16 protein-coding genes are annotated in these 17,310 nt (G+C 67.3%); 9 read left to right on the forward strand and 7 right to left on the reverse strand.

Annotated elements, in window-relative coordinates; translation table 11 throughout:
- Positions 1-34: 34 nt before the first annotated feature.
- Genes ACIBW7_RS21470 through ACIBW7_RS21485 form a run of 4 tightly spaced genes read left to right on the forward strand, consistent with a single transcriptional unit; the run spans position 35 to position 2,388 of the window.
- Positions 35-868: an SDR family oxidoreductase gene (locus ACIBW7_RS21470; RefSeq protein WP_397048824.1), complete on the forward strand. Its 834-nt coding sequence runs from the start codon at positions 35-37 to the stop codon at positions 866-868.
- 21 nt (positions 869-889) lie between these two features.
- Complete coding sequence (pcaC, locus tag ACIBW7_RS21475) at positions 890-1,285, forward strand: 4-carboxymuconolactone decarboxylase (protein WP_397048826.1); 396 nt, start codon at positions 890-892, stop codon at positions 1,283-1,285.
- Positions 1,278-2,168: an NAD(P)-dependent oxidoreductase gene (locus ACIBW7_RS21480; RefSeq protein WP_397048828.1), complete on the forward strand. Its 891-nt coding sequence runs from the start codon at positions 1,278-1,280 to the stop codon at positions 2,166-2,168. The genes pcaC and ACIBW7_RS21480 overlap by 8 nt, the downstream gene beginning before the upstream one ends.
- Positions 2,169-2,178: 10 nt before the next feature.
- Positions 2,179-2,388, forward strand: a complete 210-nt coding sequence (locus ACIBW7_RS21485; RefSeq protein WP_397048830.1) for a hypothetical protein — start codon at positions 2,179-2,181, stop codon at positions 2,386-2,388.
- 16 nt (positions 2,389-2,404) lie between these two features.
- Here the strand turns inward: ACIBW7_RS21485 and ACIBW7_RS21490 are convergent, their stop codons facing one another.
- Complete coding sequence (locus ACIBW7_RS21490; protein ID WP_397048832.1) at positions 2,405-4,339, reverse strand: nitrate- and nitrite sensing domain-containing protein; 1,935 nt, start codon at positions 4,337-4,339, stop codon at positions 2,405-2,407.
- A 74-nt stretch (positions 4,340-4,413) separates the two neighbouring features.
- Here ACIBW7_RS21490 and ACIBW7_RS21495 point away from each other — a divergent pair, with 74 nt between their 5' ends.
- Complete coding sequence (locus ACIBW7_RS21495) at positions 4,414-5,328, forward strand: LLM class F420-dependent oxidoreductase (protein WP_397048834.1); 915 nt, start codon at positions 4,414-4,416, stop codon at positions 5,326-5,328.
- Between the two features lie 13 nt (positions 5,329-5,341).
- On the opposite strand, the gene ACIBW7_RS21500 is transcribed toward ACIBW7_RS21495, so the two are convergent.
- On the reverse strand, positions 5,342-6,058 hold the full coding sequence (locus ACIBW7_RS21500) for an enoyl-CoA hydratase/isomerase family protein (RefSeq protein WP_397048836.1): 717 nt from the start codon (positions 6,056-6,058) through the stop codon (positions 5,342-5,344).
- A 147-nt stretch (positions 6,059-6,205) separates the two neighbouring features.
- On the opposite strand from ACIBW7_RS21500, the gene ACIBW7_RS21505 reads away from it, so the two are divergent.
- Positions 6,206-7,738, forward strand: a complete 1,533-nt coding sequence (locus ACIBW7_RS21505; RefSeq protein WP_397048839.1) for an AMP-binding protein — start codon at positions 6,206-6,208, stop codon at positions 7,736-7,738.
- On the opposite strand, the gene ACIBW7_RS21510 is transcribed toward ACIBW7_RS21505, so the two are convergent.
- The 5 genes from ACIBW7_RS21510 to ACIBW7_RS21530 all read right to left on the reverse strand — a co-directional run bounded on the left by ACIBW7_RS21510 (position 7,739) and on the right by ACIBW7_RS21530 (position 14,945).
- Positions 7,739-8,197 carry a MarR family transcriptional regulator gene (locus tag ACIBW7_RS21510; protein WP_364478519.1) on the reverse strand — a complete coding sequence of 153 codons (459 nt, stop codon included), beginning with the start codon at positions 8,195-8,197 and terminating at the stop codon, positions 7,739-7,741.
- A 269-nt stretch (positions 8,198-8,466) separates the two neighbouring features.
- Positions 8,467-10,512 carry an ArnT family glycosyltransferase gene (locus ACIBW7_RS21515; RefSeq protein WP_397048842.1) on the reverse strand — a complete coding sequence of 682 codons (2,046 nt, stop codon included), beginning with the start codon at positions 10,510-10,512 and terminating at the stop codon, positions 8,467-8,469.
- 29 nt (positions 10,513-10,541) lie between these two features.
- Entirely contained in the window at positions 10,542-12,608 is a 2,067-nt protein-coding gene (locus ACIBW7_RS21520; protein WP_397048844.1) for an ArnT family glycosyltransferase, read from the reverse strand.
- Positions 12,609-12,679: 71 nt separating this feature from the next.
- Positions 12,680-14,227 carry a sensor histidine kinase gene (locus tag ACIBW7_RS21525; RefSeq protein WP_397048846.1) on the reverse strand — a complete coding sequence of 516 codons (1,548 nt, stop codon included), beginning with the start codon at positions 14,225-14,227 and terminating at the stop codon, positions 12,680-12,682.
- Positions 14,205-14,945, reverse strand: coding sequence for a response regulator transcription factor (locus tag ACIBW7_RS21530; protein WP_397048848.1), 741 nt, complete (start codon positions 14,943-14,945; stop codon positions 14,205-14,207). Before ACIBW7_RS21530 ends, ACIBW7_RS21525 begins: the two co-directional genes overlap by 23 nt.
- Positions 14,946-15,117: 172 nt before the next feature.
- On the opposite strand from ACIBW7_RS21530, the gene ACIBW7_RS21535 reads away from it, so the two are divergent.
- From ACIBW7_RS21535 to ACIBW7_RS21545, 3 genes are all read left to right on the forward strand, one after another.
- Positions 15,118-15,810 (forward strand): hypothetical protein, encoded by a 693-nt coding sequence (locus ACIBW7_RS21535; protein ID WP_397048851.1) that lies wholly within the window; start codon positions 15,118-15,120, stop codon positions 15,808-15,810.
- A gap of 126 nt (positions 15,811-15,936) precedes the next feature.
- The gene (locus ACIBW7_RS21540) at positions 15,937-16,224 is read left to right on the forward strand and encodes a hypothetical protein (protein ID WP_327100760.1); all 288 of its coding nucleotides are present in this window, start codon (positions 15,937-15,939) and stop codon (positions 16,222-16,224) included.
- 338 nt (positions 16,225-16,562) lie between these two features.
- Positions 16,563-17,310: DUF2165 family protein (locus tag ACIBW7_RS21545; protein WP_397048853.1), on the forward strand; the 748-nt coding region annotated here is incomplete at its 3' end.

A 17,310-nucleotide genomic window follows, 5' to 3' on the forward strand; every position in this document is an offset into this window, starting at 1 on the left:
TGAGTTCTCACAATCCGTTTCCCCGAGGAGCACGATGCCCGAGCAGCACCGACCGTTGACCGACCGCACGATGGTTATTTCCGGCGCCAGCCGCGGTATCGGACTGGCCATCGCGGTCGCCGCCGCCCGCCGGGGCGCCAACGTGGTGCTGCTGGCCAAGACGGCCGAACCGCATCCACGGCTGCCCGGCACCGTTTACACCGCGGCCGCCGAAATCGAGGCCGCGGGCGGCAAGGCGGCCGCTGTGGTGGGTGATGTGCGCCGCGAGGAGGATGTGCAGCGGGTCGTGGGCACCGCGCTGGAACGCTTCGGCGGCATCGATATCTGCGTCAACAATGCCAGCGCCATCGCGACCGAGCCGACCGAGCGGTTGTCGCCCAAGAAGTTCGATCTGATGATGGACATCAATATCCGCGGCGCCTTCCTACTGACCCAGTCCTGCGTGCCACACCTACGCAATTCGGCCAACCCGCATGTGCTGACCATCGCACCGCCGGTGAATATGAACCCGCGCTGGCTCGGCGCGCATCCGGTCTACACGCTCTCGAAGTACGGAATGACACTGCTGTCGCAGGGCTGGGCCGTCGAATACGCCGAGGCCGCAATTGCATTCAACTGCCTGTGGCCCGAGACCTTCATCGCCACCTCCGCGGTGGCCAACCTCGACGACGGCACGAATCAGCTCGCGGCCGCGCGCAGTCCGGAGATCATGGCCGATGCCGCGATCGAGATCGTGTCCCAGCCCACGCGGGAGGTCACCGGCAACTGCTTCATCGATGCCGAGGCGTTGGCGCGATTCGGCGGCGTCGAGGACCTGTCCCGCTACGGCGGCGGCGCGCACCCGACACCGGACCTGTTCCTCGACTGATCGCCGAAAGGATTGCCGGATATGACAATCGATCCCGACCAACGGGCGCGCTACGAGGCCGGATTACAGGTCCGCCGCGAGGTCGTCGGCGCCGACTACGTCGACCGGGCGCTGGCCGCCGCCACCGACTTCTCCGAGCCGCTGCAGGATCTGGTCACCGAATACTGTTGGGGTGCGGTGTGGACCCGCCCCGGCCTGGACCGCCGGGCCCGGTCGATGATCACCCTGGCAATGCTGACTTCGCTCAACCGCTCCGCGGAATTCGCCACGCACGTGCGCGCCGCATTGACCAATGGCGTCACCCCGGACGAGATCCGGGAGGTGCTGTTGCACGCGACGGTCTACGCCGGTGTCCCGGCCGGAGTCGAAGCCTTCCGAATCGCCGGACCGATCCTGCAGGAGCACGCCGATGCCTGAACGCCCCACCGAGCACATCGCCTTCCTCGGCCTCGGCACCATGGGCGCGCGCATGTCGCGGCGGTTGGTGGCGGCCGGTTTCGACGTCGTCGGATTCGACCCGTCCGAGAACGCCCGCGCAGACTTGGCCGCGGTCGGCGGACGAGTCGCGACCAGCGCAGCCGCAGCCGCCGCCGGAGCCACCCACCTGATTCTCATGCTGCCCAGTTCCGCCGTCGTCGAATCGGTACTCGGTGACGAGCAGGTCCTGGCCGCCTTGGGCTCGGACGCGATCGTGGTCGATATGAGCTCATCGGAACCGGAGTCGACGCGACGGCTGGCCACGGCATTGGCCGAGCGTCGGATCACGCTGGTCGACGCACCGGTGTCCGGCGGCGTGCGCGGGGCGGCGGACGGTACCCTGACGATCATGGTCGGGGGCCCGGAAGACACTGTCGCCCAAATTGATTCGGTGCTGGCGCCGCTGGGCAAGGTACGGCGTATAGGTGCATCGGGTGCCGGTCATGCCGTCAAGGCGATCAATAATCTGCTCGCCGCGGTCAACCTGCTCGCCGCCGCCGAAGGGGTCGCGGCCGGACGCCGGTTCGGCCTGGACCCCGCCGTGATCGTCGAGACCATCAATGCCGCCAGCGGCCGCAGTGCCGCAACCGAACTCAAGTTCCCGCAGGCGATTCTGCCGGAAACCTTCGACTCCGGATTCGCGCTCGCACTCATGCTCAAGGACATGCGCATCGCCACCGACCTGGCGGCCTCGCTCGGCATTCCGGCCGCACTCGGCGAACGCGCCGTCGAGCTGTGGACGCGCGCCGCGGCCGACCTCGGTCCGAGCGCCGACCAAACCGATATCGCGCGCTGGGCGGACGCGCAGTCCGCAGAACATTGAGGCCAACACCATGAATACGCCCATCCGATTCTCGGTCGTCGACGTGCTCCATTACTTCGGCAAGTGCCCGCGCTGCGGTTATTCCGCCACCGCCGCGGCGATGATCCGGACCTTCGCCGACGGCGCCAGCGAATCACAACTCGTCGCCACCTGCGGGCAGCCGTGCGGGTGGAGCGGCCCGGTCGCGCTGACCACGATGACCGACGCCCGGTCCGATTGACTCGGATTCACCACCGTCATACGGCGGTCGGCGCGGCAATGCCCGCGTTCTCCACGGCCAGCACCGCCGTCGGGATCACGACGGTGGCGCGAACTCCGCCGTAGTCGGATTCGGTCAGGCGCACCGAGATGCCGTGCCGAGTCCCCAACCGGGCCACCACAAAGAGCCCGAGCCGCGAATCCGACGATAGTGTCGCGACGCTGAAATCCGGTGGGTCGGCGAGCACTTCGTTGGCCCGCTCCAGTTCCGAATCCGACATGCCCATGCCCTGATCGCTGATCACCACCACAACTCCCGTGCCGACCGGATTGCCGGTGACGTCCACGCGCGACTGCGGTGGCGAGAACGCGGTCGCATTGTCGACCAGTTCGGCAAGTAGATGGATGAGATCGGCCACCACCGCACCGTTGACGAATACCGACGGCAGTCCGGCGCCGGTGAACACCCGCGCGTATTGAACGGTTTCCGCGATCGCACCCCGGACGAGCTCCCCGAGCGGAACCGGACGTCGCCACTGTCGACCCGGGCGGCCCCCGCCGAGGATGATCAGATTCTCGGCATTGCGGCGCCCGCGGGTGGCGAGATGGTCGAGCTGGAACAGCGTTTCCAGCAGTGCCGGATCCTCCTGTCGCCGTTCGGCCGCGTCGAGAATCTCCAACTGCCGGTGCACGACGATCTGGCTGCGGTGGGCGATATTGCTGAATACCGCGCGCACACCCTCGCGGGTATTCGCCTCGGTGACCGCGGCCGCGACCGCCGCGCCGTGCGCCCGATTGAAAGCCTGGGCGACCTGACCTATCTCGTCGGTGCCGAAATCCAATTGTGCGGCTTCGGTTTCCGGGTCGATCCGCACCCCTTCGTTCAGGCGCCGCAACGTCTGCGGCAACCGAACCTCGGCCACCGCAAGCGTTTCCGAGCGCAACCGTTTCAGCCGTCCGATCAATTGGTTGGCCAGCCACAGCGACAACAGGAACGCCAGCACGGCAACCGCACCCAAAACACCCGCGGCCAGCAGCGAGTTGCGCGCGTGCCGGGCACCCGCATCGGCGGAGTGCCGTTCGCCCTGCTGCATATGCCCCACCCACAATGCCACCAACTGCTGGCCCACCTCGTCCGCGGCCACCCGCCACTGCGCAACACTCATCGGCAACTGCGGCGCACTTGCGGGCCGCACCTGCATGATGGCGCTCTCCATGGCGCTGACCTGCTGCCAGGCCGCGGAAGCGGTGAGATCCTTTATGCGCTGTGCGTTGGCGGTGTCGAGTTCGGTTGCCAATCGGGCGATCTCGACGTGGTAGTAGCTGACCAGGTTGCGGTATTCGACGAACAGGGTCGGCGACCCACTCGGTGAGTTGACTACCGCCATGGTCAGCGCGCTGGCGCGCGCCATGGATTCGAGCACACGCATCAGCCCGAGATTGCGGGTCAGTTCGGAGCCGGAGGACGCGTCCGGGGCAGACTGTCCGATCGTTGCCGAACCCTGGTCCATGCCGTCCAATAGTCGGCTGTAGAAGTCGTAGGCGTCGGCGATCGGCAGCCGACCGGCATCGATCGCACTGCGCAACTCCGGTAACCGGGCCTTCAACTGGTCGAAGGCCGCCACCGTGTTCCCCATCGCGCTGCCGCCCACGCGCTGGAACTCGGCCTCGGTGGCGGCCAGCGACTTCAGCACGGTGTCGAACCGCATCCGCGCGGCGACCAGCGCACCGGGATCGATGGCCTCGCCCGCAAGCCGGGAAACCGACAGCAACCGCTCCTGTTGCACAGCCAGCACCAATTCGCGAGTGGGGGCGAGGTGACTGTCCAGCGTGCGCGCGTAGTCCTCAGCGTGGCGGCCGTCGTTGAACAGGTAGATCGACGTACCCACCCCGACGCAGATCAGTAGCAGGCTGGGTACCAGCGCAATGACAAGAATCCGTGTCCGGATCCCACGGAATCGAGCCTTCAGCATCGCGATAATATAACTTACACATTCGAGAATGGCATTCTTGAGAGGCCTGCCGACCCAGGCACAGGGAGGACCCGATGCGATTTATCCTGCATTACCCCGAGACCACCGGCTACGACGGTGACATGCTCGATGTCGGCGCACTGCACGACGTGGCGATCGCGGCCGAACGATCCGGATTCGACGGACTGTCACTGAGCGAGCACCCCGTTCCGGGCGCCCGATGGCTGGCCTCCGGTGGACATCAGACGCTCGATCCGTTCGTCGCACTCGGCTATGTCGCCGGTGTGACCGAACGTCTGCGGCTGATCACCTATCTCGCGGTCCTGCCCTACCGAAATCCGTTCCTGCTGGCGAAGGCGGCGGCAACGCTGGACAAACTGTCGGGTGGGCGCGCGATCGTCGGCCTGGGCACGGGTTATCAGAAGAGCGAATTCCACGCTCTCGGAGTCGATTTCGATGAGCGCAACGAACTGTTCGACGAGGCGCTGGAGGTGCTGCCGCTGCATTGGAGCGGCGAGCCCTTCAGCTATCAGGGCCGCCATTTCAGCGCTCGCGATGTGATCGCCCGGCCGCGGCCGGTGCAGAATCCGATCCCGATCTGGATCGGCGGCAATTCGAAACTCAGCCGCCGCCGGGTCGCCGCGCGGGCACAGGGCTGGATCCCGATGACCGGCGGCGCCGAGCTGAGCACCTCCGCCCGCACACCCGAACTCGGCACGCTCGACCAGCTCGCCGCGAAGATGGCCGAGGTGCGATCGGCGTCCCAGGACGCGGACCGCACCGAACATATCGACCTGGTGTACTCCTACCCGGACACGAGCATCATCACCCCGGCGGTGGATGCCGACCGGCATCGCGAAGCCTTCGCCGCGTTGGAAAAGGCCGGTGTCGACTGGATCGTCGTCTCCTGTCGCACACGCGAGCCCGGGGCGATCTTCGACTTCATCTCGGAATTCGGCGCGACCTACCTGATCGCGCCCGGATCCTAGGCTTTGCCGCCGATCATCGCGGCCGACTGAGCACCTTATCCGCCGCGGCCCAGTGCTCGTCCGAAACCCAAAGCTGCGCAAAGGCGTTCACCGCTTCCGCCGGGGAAACCCCGGACAGCACCCGCTTGATCTCACCGGCGGACGCGTTGGCCAGCGAGCGAGCCAGTGCCAGCCAACCTTCCTCGAACGACGCACGGGGCAGCACCCGGTCCACCAGGCCGACGCGTTCGGCCTCGGCGGCGTCGAGCACGGTTCCCGAACCCGCGAGCAGCAGTGCTCGGCTTCGACCGACCAGCGCGCCGAGCCGCTCGGCACCGCCCCAGGCCGGCATGATCGCCAGCGCGACCTGATTGAACGCGATCTTGATGTCGTCGGCGGCGACTCGGATGTCCGCGGCGACCGCGACTTCGGCGCCACCACCGAAGGCGTGGCCGTTCATCGCGGCGATCACCGGAGCGGGAAATTCCGCGAGGCGATCGCAGATGCCACGCATCCGCCAAGCCATCTCCTCGGCGGCCTCGAGGGTACGAATCGCGCTGAGCTGCTTGAGATCTCCCCCCGAGACGAACGCCTTGTCCCCCGCGCCACGGATCACCAGCGCCCGAGCCCCCTCGGCCGCATCGAGCGCCTTCTCGAGCTGGTCCATCGTCTCCGGCGCGATGGCATTGCGCGCCTGCGGGCGATCGATGGTGACGACCGCAAGCCCGTCGCTCAGCTCGAGTTCCACCATGTCAGTTCTCCGATCAAGATATTGGCATTCTACTTTCAGGAGAATATTATATTCGGAGCGGCAGCCACCGACACTCATCCCATAACCACCCGACCGCGCCGCGGGTGTGGCCGACTCGTGCCCGCGCGCCGGGTACTTGGAGTCCATATGCGCACAATCCCCGCCGAACTGGTCAAACGGTACGAAGACGAAGGATGGTGGACCCGCGATTCGCTCGGCGATCTGCTGGCCCGCGGTCTGGCCGCCGCACCCGATGCCCGGTTCCGCGTGCACTCGGCCGTCCGGCCCTATACCGGAACCTTCCGTGACGTCGAACTGGTCGCCCGCCGATTGGCCGAGGGCTTGCACAAGCGGGGTGTCGGTCCCGGTGATGCGGTGGCCTTCCAACTGCCCAACTGGATGGAGGCCGCCGCGACCTTCTGGGCCGCAACCTTTCTCGGTGCGACCGTGGTTCCGATCGTGCACATCTACGGTCCTCGGGAGGTCGGCTACATTCTGGGCGCGGTGCGTCCGCGCGTCTTCGTCACCACCGACCGATTCGGTTCGATCGAGTACGACCCGGCCGCCTACGCGGATGTGCCGATCGTCGGCGTCGTCGGCCGCACCTTCGACGATCTGCTCGATGCCGAGCCGTTCACCGGGGTCGTCGAGGTCGACCCGACCGGACCCGCGCTGATCGCCTTCACCTCGGGCACCACCCGCGCACCCAAGGGCGTGATCCACAGCCATCAGACCCTCGGCTGCGAGACCCGCCAGTTGGCCGAGCACTACCCGGCCGACCTCGGTCCGCAGATCACCGCCGCGCCGGTCGGCCATTTCATCGGCATGCTCAACGCCTTCCTCATCCCGATCCGCGACGGCATCGCGGTCAATCTCGTCGACACCTGGAATCCGGCACAGATCCTGACCCTGATGACCGACTACGGCATCACCGTCGCGGGCGGCGTGCCCTACTACCTGACCAGCCTGGTCGACCATCCCGACTTCACCGCCGAACATCTGCTGCATATGAAGTACGCGGGCATGGGCGGCGCCTCGGTGCCGAGTTCGGTCACCGAGCGGCTGACCGAACTCGGCCTCATCGTCTACCGGTCCTACGGCAGCACCGAACACCCCTCGATCACCGCCTCCGACTGCACCGCCCCGGAGGGCAAACGGCTCTATACCGACGGCGATCCGCAGCCCGGCATCGAAATCCGGCTCAGCGAGGACGGCGAAATCCTCAGCCGCGGACCGGATCTGTGTCTCGGCTACACCGACGAGGCGCTCACCGCGAAGGTTTTCGACGACGAGGGCTGGTATCACACCGGCGATATCGGCGTACTCGACGAGGACGGGTTCCTCACCATTACCGACCGCACCTCCGACCTGATCATCCGCGGCGGCGAGAACATCAGCGCGCTGGAGGTCGAGGAGGTTCTGCTGACCATGTCGGCGGTCGCCGAGGCCGTTGCCGTCGCCGCGCCCGATGCTCGACTCGGCGAGCATGTGGCCGCGGTGGTGCGACTGCACCCGGGTTCGGATGCCCCGACGCTCGCGGATCTGCAAGCGCATTTCGCGGAGGCGGGCCTGACCAAGCAGAAATGGCCGGAGCAGCTCGTGGTGGTCGAGGACTTTCCGCGCACCCCGAGCGGCAAGGTGCAGAAGTACCGGATCCGGCAGAGCCTGCGCGAGGCGTGATCAGTGGCTGATGGTGGAATGCCGCGGCCACGGACGGCCGTGGTAGCGCTCGATATCGGTGTTGAAGCGTTCGAGATAGGCGGCGAAGGCGGCGACATCGTCGGGCGTCCAGTCGGCCATGATGGTGTCCAGATCGCGAACGCTCTGCATGCGGTCGGATTCGAGTCGGCTACTTCCCTCGGGGGTGATGCGGAAGAGTCGAGCCATGCCGCCCTCGGGGTCCGGAATCCGTTCGATCAGCCCCGCACGCATCATCGCGGCGGTTTGCCGACGCAGCGTGGACGCCTCCAATCCCAGTGCGTCGCTGAGCTGACCGATGGACATCGGCCCTTCCCCGTGCAGTCGGTTGAGCAGGGTGTACGCGCTGCGGTCCATGCGACTTGCACCACGCCGAGACGCGAGGCTGTACCGCCCGAGCAGCATGGTCTCGAATTCGATCAAATGCGTGGGCTTGTCCATCCCGACCCTTCTGCCGATGCGCGCGTCGCCGATGACGCATTGTGTATCACACAGGGCGTACACCCCATCCATGCATATTACACGTAGCGTGTATTATACACGCCCAGTGTTCGCTGGGCTCCATACAGCCGGTTCAGCGAAGGGTGGGCGGCAGGCCACGACTTATGCGTGATCGAGAACGCAGCTGCGGCTTGCGCGGTCGCCCGCCAGAGTGCGGGAAGCCGGAAGGCGCGCCTGCTCAGGGCAGGCGCGCCTTCGGTCGGGGCGAGTCAGGAGGTGGGCCGGCTCAGGTCGTAGACCGTCGTGCCGCCGACCGTGATGGCGGTGTAGTGCGCCTTGACCCATGCGGTGATTTCGCTTGCGCTGCTGTCGGATCCGCCGCCGGGTCCACCGCCCATGCCACCGCCCGCGATGAAGTAGGCGATATCGCCGTCGGCGACGTACTGCTGGAATTGCGTCAGCGTCGGTGAATTGTCGCTGCCCGTGAAACCGCCGATCGCCATAATCGAAGCACCGGTGGACAATTCGAGGCCGCTCACCGACTGCGAGCCCACCGCCGCTGCGGCCCAACGGGTGTCGGTGTTGCGCACCAACTGCTGCAGTTCGGTGTTGGACGAATTCGAGCCGCCCGGTCCGCCGCCGTCACGGTTGGCGGTCGCGTCGGTTCCGGTCGGTCCGGCGTTCGCTTGTCCGGGTGCCGCGCCGTCGAACGACGGTGCGCCGGTTCCTGATTCGCCGGAACCATCGGGGGCCGCTCCCCCGCCGCCACCCGGTCCGCCCATGCCCATGCCCTTCCCCGCGACAGCCGGGCCGGAGGTCGGAATGGGACCGGAATGCGCGGTCGCCGCAGTCTCGATCGCGTACGCGGTGGTTCCCGCGAGGCCGAACAGTAGTCCGGCGATGGCGACGACGGCGGTGAACCTGCCGAGCTGGTGCGCGCCGACGGCGACGACGGCCGCGACCACGATCGAACCGATCAGCACGATCCAGCGCAGCGCCGGGTACCAGTCGGGTGTGCGATCGAGCAGGATGAAGTTCCAGATACCAGTCGAGGCGGACATGGCCGCGAGTGCGATACGCGCCGTGCCGAATTGGCGGCCGCGCCACAATTCGACCACCGCGATACCGATCAGCGCCGCGATCGCCGGGGCGAGGGCGACGGTGTAGTACGGGTGCATGGTGCCCTGCATGTAGCTGAATACGACACCGGTGACGAGTAGCCAACCGCCCCACAGCAGCAGCCCCGCGCGAGTGCGTCCGGTCCGCGGTGTGCGCCGGGTGAACCACAGACCAGCCACCAGGCCGATCAATGCCGCAGGCAGCAGCCAGGAGATTTCGGTGCCCATCGAATCGCCGAACAACCGGGTGATCCCGGTGCTGCCGCCGAAGCCGGTGTTGCCACCGCCGCCACCACCGCCGCCGTTGCCTTCGCCGCCGAGGACACGGCCGAGACCGTTGTAGCCGAGCGCGAGGTCGAGCAGGCTGTTGTCGGTCGAGCCGCCGATGTACGGGCGCGAATCAGCGGGCCACAGGCTGACCAGCGCAACGAACCAGCCGCCCGAGATCACCATTGCGACGAAAGCGCCGAGCAGCTTGGCGATGCGACGCCAGAAACCGATCGGTGCGGCGACCAGGAACACCAGTCCGAGCGCGGGCAGGACCAGGAAGGCCTGCATCATCTTGGTGAGGAAGCCGAATCCCACTGCCACACCGGCCAATGCGAGCCAGCGGCCGCTGCCGCGCTCGGTGGCGCGGACGGTGCAGTAGGCCGCGACGACGAGCAGCAGCACCAGCAGTGCGTCCGGGTTGTTGAACCGGAACATCAGTGCCGCAACGGGAGTCACGGCCAGAGCCACACCCGCAAGCAATCCGGCCGCTGGGCCGCTGCACCGGCGCACCGCGGCATACACCAAACCGACCGAAGCCACCCCCATCAGTGCCTGCGGCAGCAGCATGGAGAACGAACTGAAACCGAGCAGCCTGCCGGACAAGCCCATCACCCACAGCGATGCGGGCGGCTTGTCCACGGTGATGGCGTTACCCGAATCCAGCGAACCGAACAGCAGCGCCTTCCAGCTCTGCGTGCCCGCCTGGACCGCGGCCGCATAGAAGTCGTTGGCCCAACCGGATTTACTGAGTCCCCACAGGTAGAGGACGGCGGTGGCCGCGAGCAAGGTCCACAATCCGGGGCGCGCCCACCGCGGCTGATCGGGCGGGCCGAACACCCAGCGAGTCGATCGTTTCCGGTGCGCGTCCGCGTGCCGCGGACCCGCCGGTTCGGCGTGCCGCACGGGCGGTGCTTCGGTCATGGTCATATCGAGTCCCTCTCGTGTATTCAAGGTGGTCAGTGGGTGGCGGTGAGGTCGTAGACCGTGACGCCGTCGATCGTCTGGGCGGTGAAGTTGGCCTCGACCCAAGCCGCGATTTCGCTGGCGGCCTGGCTGCCGCCGCTCCCGGATCCGCGCATCCCGCCCATGATCTGGGCGCTGATGAAGTAGTGGATCTTGTGTTGGGCCACATAGTCTTCGAACTCCGACAGCGTGGGTGCCGGGTCGGTGCCGTTGAAGCCGCCGAGGGCCATGACCGGATCACCGGTGGCCAGTTGGTATCCGGCGGCATTGCTGGAGCCGACGACCGCGGCGGCCCAGGTGTAGTTGCCGGCGTCGGCGCTCAGTGCCGCGGCGAGATTCGCGCCGGGCGTGATACCGCCGAACATCCCACCCATCGGTGCGCCGCCACCAACTCCACCGCGGGTGCCGCCCGACGCACCCGCGCCAGTGCCAGTCGACGCACCCGCGCCACCGCCTTGCGCACCCGCAGTGCCGCCCGACGCACCCGCGCTGCCGCCGATGCCGCCCGGCGCAGCCACGCCGCCGTTGGCGCCACCCGACGCACCCGGACCACCGTCTGTGCCGGTTGGTCGTCCGCCGCCCGGGAAGGACCGGCCCGCACCGGCTGGTCCTGCGGACGGAATCGCACCGCTGTGTGTAGTCGCCGCAGTGGCAAGTGAATAAGCACCGGGTGCGGCCGAGCCGACGGCCACAGCGACCGCCAGGACACCAGTCGCAACGGCCTTCGGCAACCGACCGACTACCAGCAGCAATGCCGCCGCTCCGACACCGGCGATCGCGACCACCGGTCCCAGCCACGGCAGCCAGTCGCGCGTCCGCGCGAGCAGGACACAGGCCAGCACGACGGTCACCACCAGCGCACCGGACAGTACTGCCGTCGCCCGAATATCGTTGCGGCGCTGCCACAACAGGCTCGCGCCGACCCCGATTGCGCCCGCGATCGCCGGCGCCAGCGCCACCGTGTAGTAGGGGTGCAGGATGCCGTTGGCGTAGCTGAACACCACCGCGGTGACGATCAGCCAGCCCAGCCACAGCAATAATGCCGCCCTGGTCGGATCGGTGCGCGGGGCCCGACGGGTGAGCCACAGTCCGGCAACGCCGAGTATCAATGCGGCGGGCAGCAACCAGGCGATCTGGCCGCCCATTTCCGAGCCGAACAAACGGGCCCAGCCGACATCGAAATTCAGGTTCCCGAGGCCGCCGGTCTCGTTACCGGTCAACCGGCCGAAACCGTTATAGCCCAATGCGAGTTCGAGCACGCTGTTGTGCTGGGATCCGCCGATATACGGCCGCGACGACGCGGGCCACAGCGTGACAAGCGCGAGATACCAGCCCGCGGACACCACCAGCGCGAGTACCGCCGCGACCGATCGAACGATCCGGGTGCGCAGCGGCGCATGCGCGGCGAGCAGATACACCAGCGCGAAGGCGGGCAGCACCAGGAACGCCTGCATCATCTTCGCCAGGAAGCCGAAGCCGACCGCGACACCGGCCAACGGCAACCACCAAGCGCCACTGTCCTTTTCGATCGCCCGCAGCACGCAGTAGGCCGCGGCGGATAGCAGCAGCACCAGCAGTGCGTCCGGATTGTCGAACCGGAACATCAGCGTCGCCGCCGGTGTCAGCGCCAGCACCGCGCCGGCCAGCATCCCGGCCCAGTGACCGCTGACGCGGCGCACCGCCGCGTACAGCACCGCGACCGCCGCAACGCCCTCGAGCGCCTGCGGCACAAGCAGACTCCAGGAGTTGAAGCCGAACAGCCGCGCCGAAATATCCGTCACCCAAAGCGCCGCGGGGGTCTTGTCGACGGTGATCGCATTGGCCGCATCGCTGGAACCGAACAGCATCGCCTTCCAGCTCTGCGATCCAGCCTGCACCGCGGCGGCGTAGAAGTCGTTGGCCCAGCCGCTGGCACCGAGATTCCACAGATACAGCAGTGCTGTCGCGATGAGCAGCACCGCGAGCGATACCCGCCGCCACAGCGGGCCGCGCCCGGACGGCCGCGCATCCGATGGCTCGACCGCCGCGGCGGCAGGAGCTCCCAGCAATGTTGTCGTCATGCTTCGATCGTCGCGGCCCGACGTAGTTGCAAGCTCTGCCGTAACTGTGAGTTCGCTGTGTGGCGCGGCGCTCAGTTCCCGGCGGTGGCACCGGGCAGACGCACAGTGAATTCGGTTCGGCCGGGCGCACTGTCCACGGAGATATCGCCGCCGTGCGCCTTGACGACGGCCGCGACGATCGCCAGCCCGAGACCGGTGCTGCCCGCCCGCCGCGAGCGCGACGAGTCACCGCGCGCAAAACGCTGAAAAACCATCGGCTGCAAGCCTTCCGGGATGCCGGGACCGTCGTCGGTCACCCGCCACACCGCTCCCCCGTCGCTGTCGACTTCCAGCGACGTGAGCACCGTGGTGCCGGGACTGGTGTGGACACGCGCGTTGGTGAGCAGATTGGCGAGCACCTGATGCAGCCGGGCCGCGTCACCGGTGGTCACCACCGGCTCGTCGGGCAGCTCCAGATCCCAGCGGTGTTCGGGACCGGCGATATGCGCGTCGCTCACCGCGTCCACCGTCAGCTGGGTCAGATCCACCGGCTCGTGCTCGAGTCCACGTCCGGAATCCAACCGCGCGAGCAACAGCATGTCCTCGACCAAACCCGTCATCCGCCGGGATTCGGAGTCCACCCGGCCCATCGCATAGGCCACCTCGCCGGGCACCTCGGCCCGTTTGCGTTGCGCCAGTTCGGCATAGCCGCGAATGGCGGCCAGCGGGGTGCGCAGTTCGTGACTGGCATCGGCGAGGAATTGCCGGACCCGGGTCTCGCTGTCGTGGCGCGCCGACAACGCGCTGGTGATGTGATCGAGCATCCGGTTCACCGCCGAACCGAGCTGCCCGACCTCGGTGCGCGGATCGGCGTCAGCTGCCGGAACCCGAACGGGCAGTACGACTTCGCCGCGATCGAGTTCCAGATCGGCCACCCGCGCGGCCGTCGCCGCGACTCGATCCAAGGGTGCGAGCGCCTGCCGGATGAGCCAGATGCCAACCGTTATCGCGATAATCGACACGATCGCGGTGACGATCCCCAAGATCAGCAGGACACGCAGCAGCGTGGCGTCGACGGTGGTCAACGGCATACCGGTGACCACGATCTCGCCCGACCATGTCGTATCCGCGACCACTCGATAGCGGCCCTGACCGTCGAGCGCGACAGTGACCGGCTTACCGTTGGCCGGTACCGCGGCGAGCTGCTGTTGTGCGGCATGGGAGAGCGAACGCTGCGTGCCGTCGCCAGCGATTCGGCCCGCCTTGGTGACGCTCCCCTCGTGGACGATGGCGCCGATCGTGTCGGGCTGGATGCCACGCCGGTCCAGGAAATCCGGTCCCGGACCGGAACCCGATGGCGGCGGAGGTGGCGGGGGCGGCATCGACGGCTGGCCGCTGGGTCGTGGCCCGAGGCTCGGACCACCGCCGACATCACCGAGTGAACGTTTCTGCACATCGACCAGTTCGGTATCGAGCTGATGCACCAGGAACTGCTGCAATGCGAATTCGGTCGCGGCGCCGATACCGACGACGACGATCACCAGCAACAGCACCTGCCCGACCAACAGGCGAGCTCGCAGCGACCAGCGCCGCGGCTTCAGCACCCGGCGCGCCACCTCAGTTTGCGGGCTTGAGGACATATCCGGCGCCGCGCAGGGTGTGGATCATCGGTGCCCGTCCACTGTCGATCTTCTTGCGCAGATACGAGACATACAGCTCGACGATGTTGGAACGGCCGCCGAAGTCGTAACTCCACACCCGATCCAGGATCTGCGCCTTGCTCAGCACCCGCTTGGGATTGCGCATGAAGAACCGCAGCAATTCGAATTCGGTGGAGGTCAGCACGATCAGCTCACCGGCCCGGGTGACCTCGTGACTGTCCTCGTCGAGCACCAGATCGCCGACCACCAGCTGCGCGCCGCTGTCCTCGGTGGCAACGCCGGTGCGGCGCAGCAGGGAACGCAGCCGCAGCACCACCTCTTCGATGCTGAAGGGTTTGGTGACATAGTCGTCGCCGCCCGCGGTCAGTCCGGCGATGCGGTCCTCGACCGAATCCTTTGCGGTCAGCAAGAGCACCGGCAGGTACGGCAGCTGTGCGCGCAGCTTGCGCAGCACCTCGAGCCCGGTCATATCCGGCAGCATCACATCGAGCACCACCACATCCGGGCGGACCTCGCGCGCCTTCGCGACGGCAGTTCGGCCATCGCCCGCGGTGCTGACTTCCCACCCCTCGTACCGCAGGGCCATCGACATCATGTCGGCCAGCACGGGCTCGTCGTCGACGACCAGCACGGTGATGGCGCTGCCGTCGGCGCGGCGCATGACAACTCGTTCGGCCGGGCCGTTCCCGGCGCTCATCGCGGACATCGTCCTACCCTGACTGCGAACGCTGGGGGGTAGCTGTGCCGAATCTATGTGTCAGCTGTGAACGCACACCCAGCCGATCCAGAACTAGCGCACAGCCGACGCCAAGGTAGGCGGTCCAAGGTCGGATCCGAGCACTTATCCGGTCCGCACCGCAAGGAGCACCATGAGCCACCCCACTCAGCAGCCGCCATCGGAACCCGACACGGTCTGGGGCGCACCACAGCCCGCCCAGGCGGGCACCTGGTCCACCAAGAAGACCCTGGCCGCGGTCGGGATCGCCGGAGCGATCGCCGCGGCGGGCGGCGGTGCCATCTATGCGGCATCGTCGTCCGATTCGAACAGCAACCATGGTCCGGGTGGTCCCGGTGGCGTCGGGATGTCGATGAACGGCGCATCGGGGCGGTCCGGTCAAACGGGCGGCCCCGGTTCCGGCACCATGATTCCCGCGGCGCTCCACGGGGAGTTCGTCGTCGCGGACGGCAATGGCGGTTATACCACCGAGCTCACCCAGACCGGCACCGTCACCGCCGTGAGCGCGACCTCCATCACGGCCACCAGCAGCGACAACTACACCCAGAGCTACACCATCGCCGGCACGACCAGTGCGTCGACAGTGAAAGCCGGGGATACGGTGAGCATTCGCGCTACCAAGACCGACGGCACCGCCACCGTGACCTCGATCACCGCAGGCAATGCGACCGCACCGGGCGGTATGGGTGGCGGTCCGGGTGCGATGAACGGCGGGCCGGGGCAGATGAGCGGCGGACCCGGCCAGGCGGGCGGCGGCCCCGGCCAGCTGGGCGACGGCACGTCCGGGGCCGGCAGGGGCGGTGGGCAGAGCCGAACCGGCAACTGATCGGTTCATAGCTGGCACTTAACTTCCGCCAACGAGGAACAAATGTTGGGGCTCAACGATTCTCAGGGTCGGCCCGGAGAAGCGGCCGACGGTTTCGGATCTGATCCGACAACAGGAGGAACGCAGATGAGTTTCACATCGAAGCTGGCAGTGACCGCGGCGGCCGGTGCCGTCGCGCTCGGCATGCTCGGCATCGGAGCCGGTGCGGCGAGCGCCGACGGACCCCAGGGACCGGTGCCCGGACAGCAGTGCCAGCCTCCTGGCGATCACCCGCAGGGCCCGCCGCCCGGTGACCACCCGGATGGTCCGCCGCCCGGCGACCACCAGGGGCCGCCGCCGGGCGACCACCCGGACGGCCCGCCGCCCGGCGACCACCCGCAGGGCCCGCCGCCGCAGTGCCAGCCCGGTCAGTAACCCATTGCAGCCCAACACATCCCGATAAACGACCGCGCGGCGGTGGACTCGACAATCCACCGCCGCATCCGCAGCGGCAGCCCCTGATCAAGATCAGGTGGAAGTGAGGGCGGTAGCTACTCGACCGATGCCGCCATAGATTCCACCTGATCTTGATCAGGGCTGAATGCATTGCGAAACAAGACATTTCGAATCACGCAAATTGAAGTATGATGGCTCGGGCTGTTGCTTGGGGTACCGAGTGGCTGTCTCGAATCTTGTGCCAATCGACCGAGGTGGCGGATATGGGTCTGAGTGGTAAGCGGTTCCTGGATGTGGCCGGGAGCAGGGATGCGGCCGTGACGGTGCTGGCATCGATCACCGCGTTGTACTACCTGATCGTCGCGGTCACCAACTGTATCGACACCGATACCAACCGGCGCGGCGTGCAGGCGGTGCTGTCGATGCAGGCCACGATCCACCACTCCGGTACCGACTGGCATGCCATCACCAACAGCACGGTCATCCTTATCGCCTACATCCTTATCGTGACCTGGGAGTATCTGACCGGCTTCGTGCTGCTCGCGGGTGCAGCGACCGGCTGGTGGGCACTGTTCGGCTGGAACTCCGCCAGGACCGCGCTGGCCGCGAAGTTGTCGAGCCTCGGCTGGACCATGGCGGTGCTGCTGTTCGCGGGCGGTTTCCTCACCATCGGCGGCGAGTGGTTCCGGATGTGGGCGAACAAACAAGTGAACGCCACGTCGGCGGCGCTGCAGAACTTCCTCCTCGCGGCCGTGGGACTCATCCTCGTGCACATGTCGACCCGCTCCGAAGCCCGAGTCGGCGAGCCGAGCGTGGAGGATACGCCCAGCGCAGAAGGCGATACGCCAAGCGCGGAAGCCGATACTCCCACCACGGAAAGCAACGCACCCAGCGCAGAAGGCGACGTGCCCAGTACGGAAGCCGATACTCCCACCACGGAAAGCAACGCACCCAGCACAGAAGGCGACCTGCCCAGTACGGAAGCCGATACTCCCACCACGGAAAGCAACGCACCCAGCACAGAAGGCGACCTGCCCAGTACGGAAGCCGATACTCCCACCACGG

Source organism: Nocardia sp. NPDC049526 (genome assembly GCF_044465765.1).
Lineage (GTDB): Bacteria > Actinomycetota > Actinomycetes > Mycobacteriales > Mycobacteriaceae > Nocardia.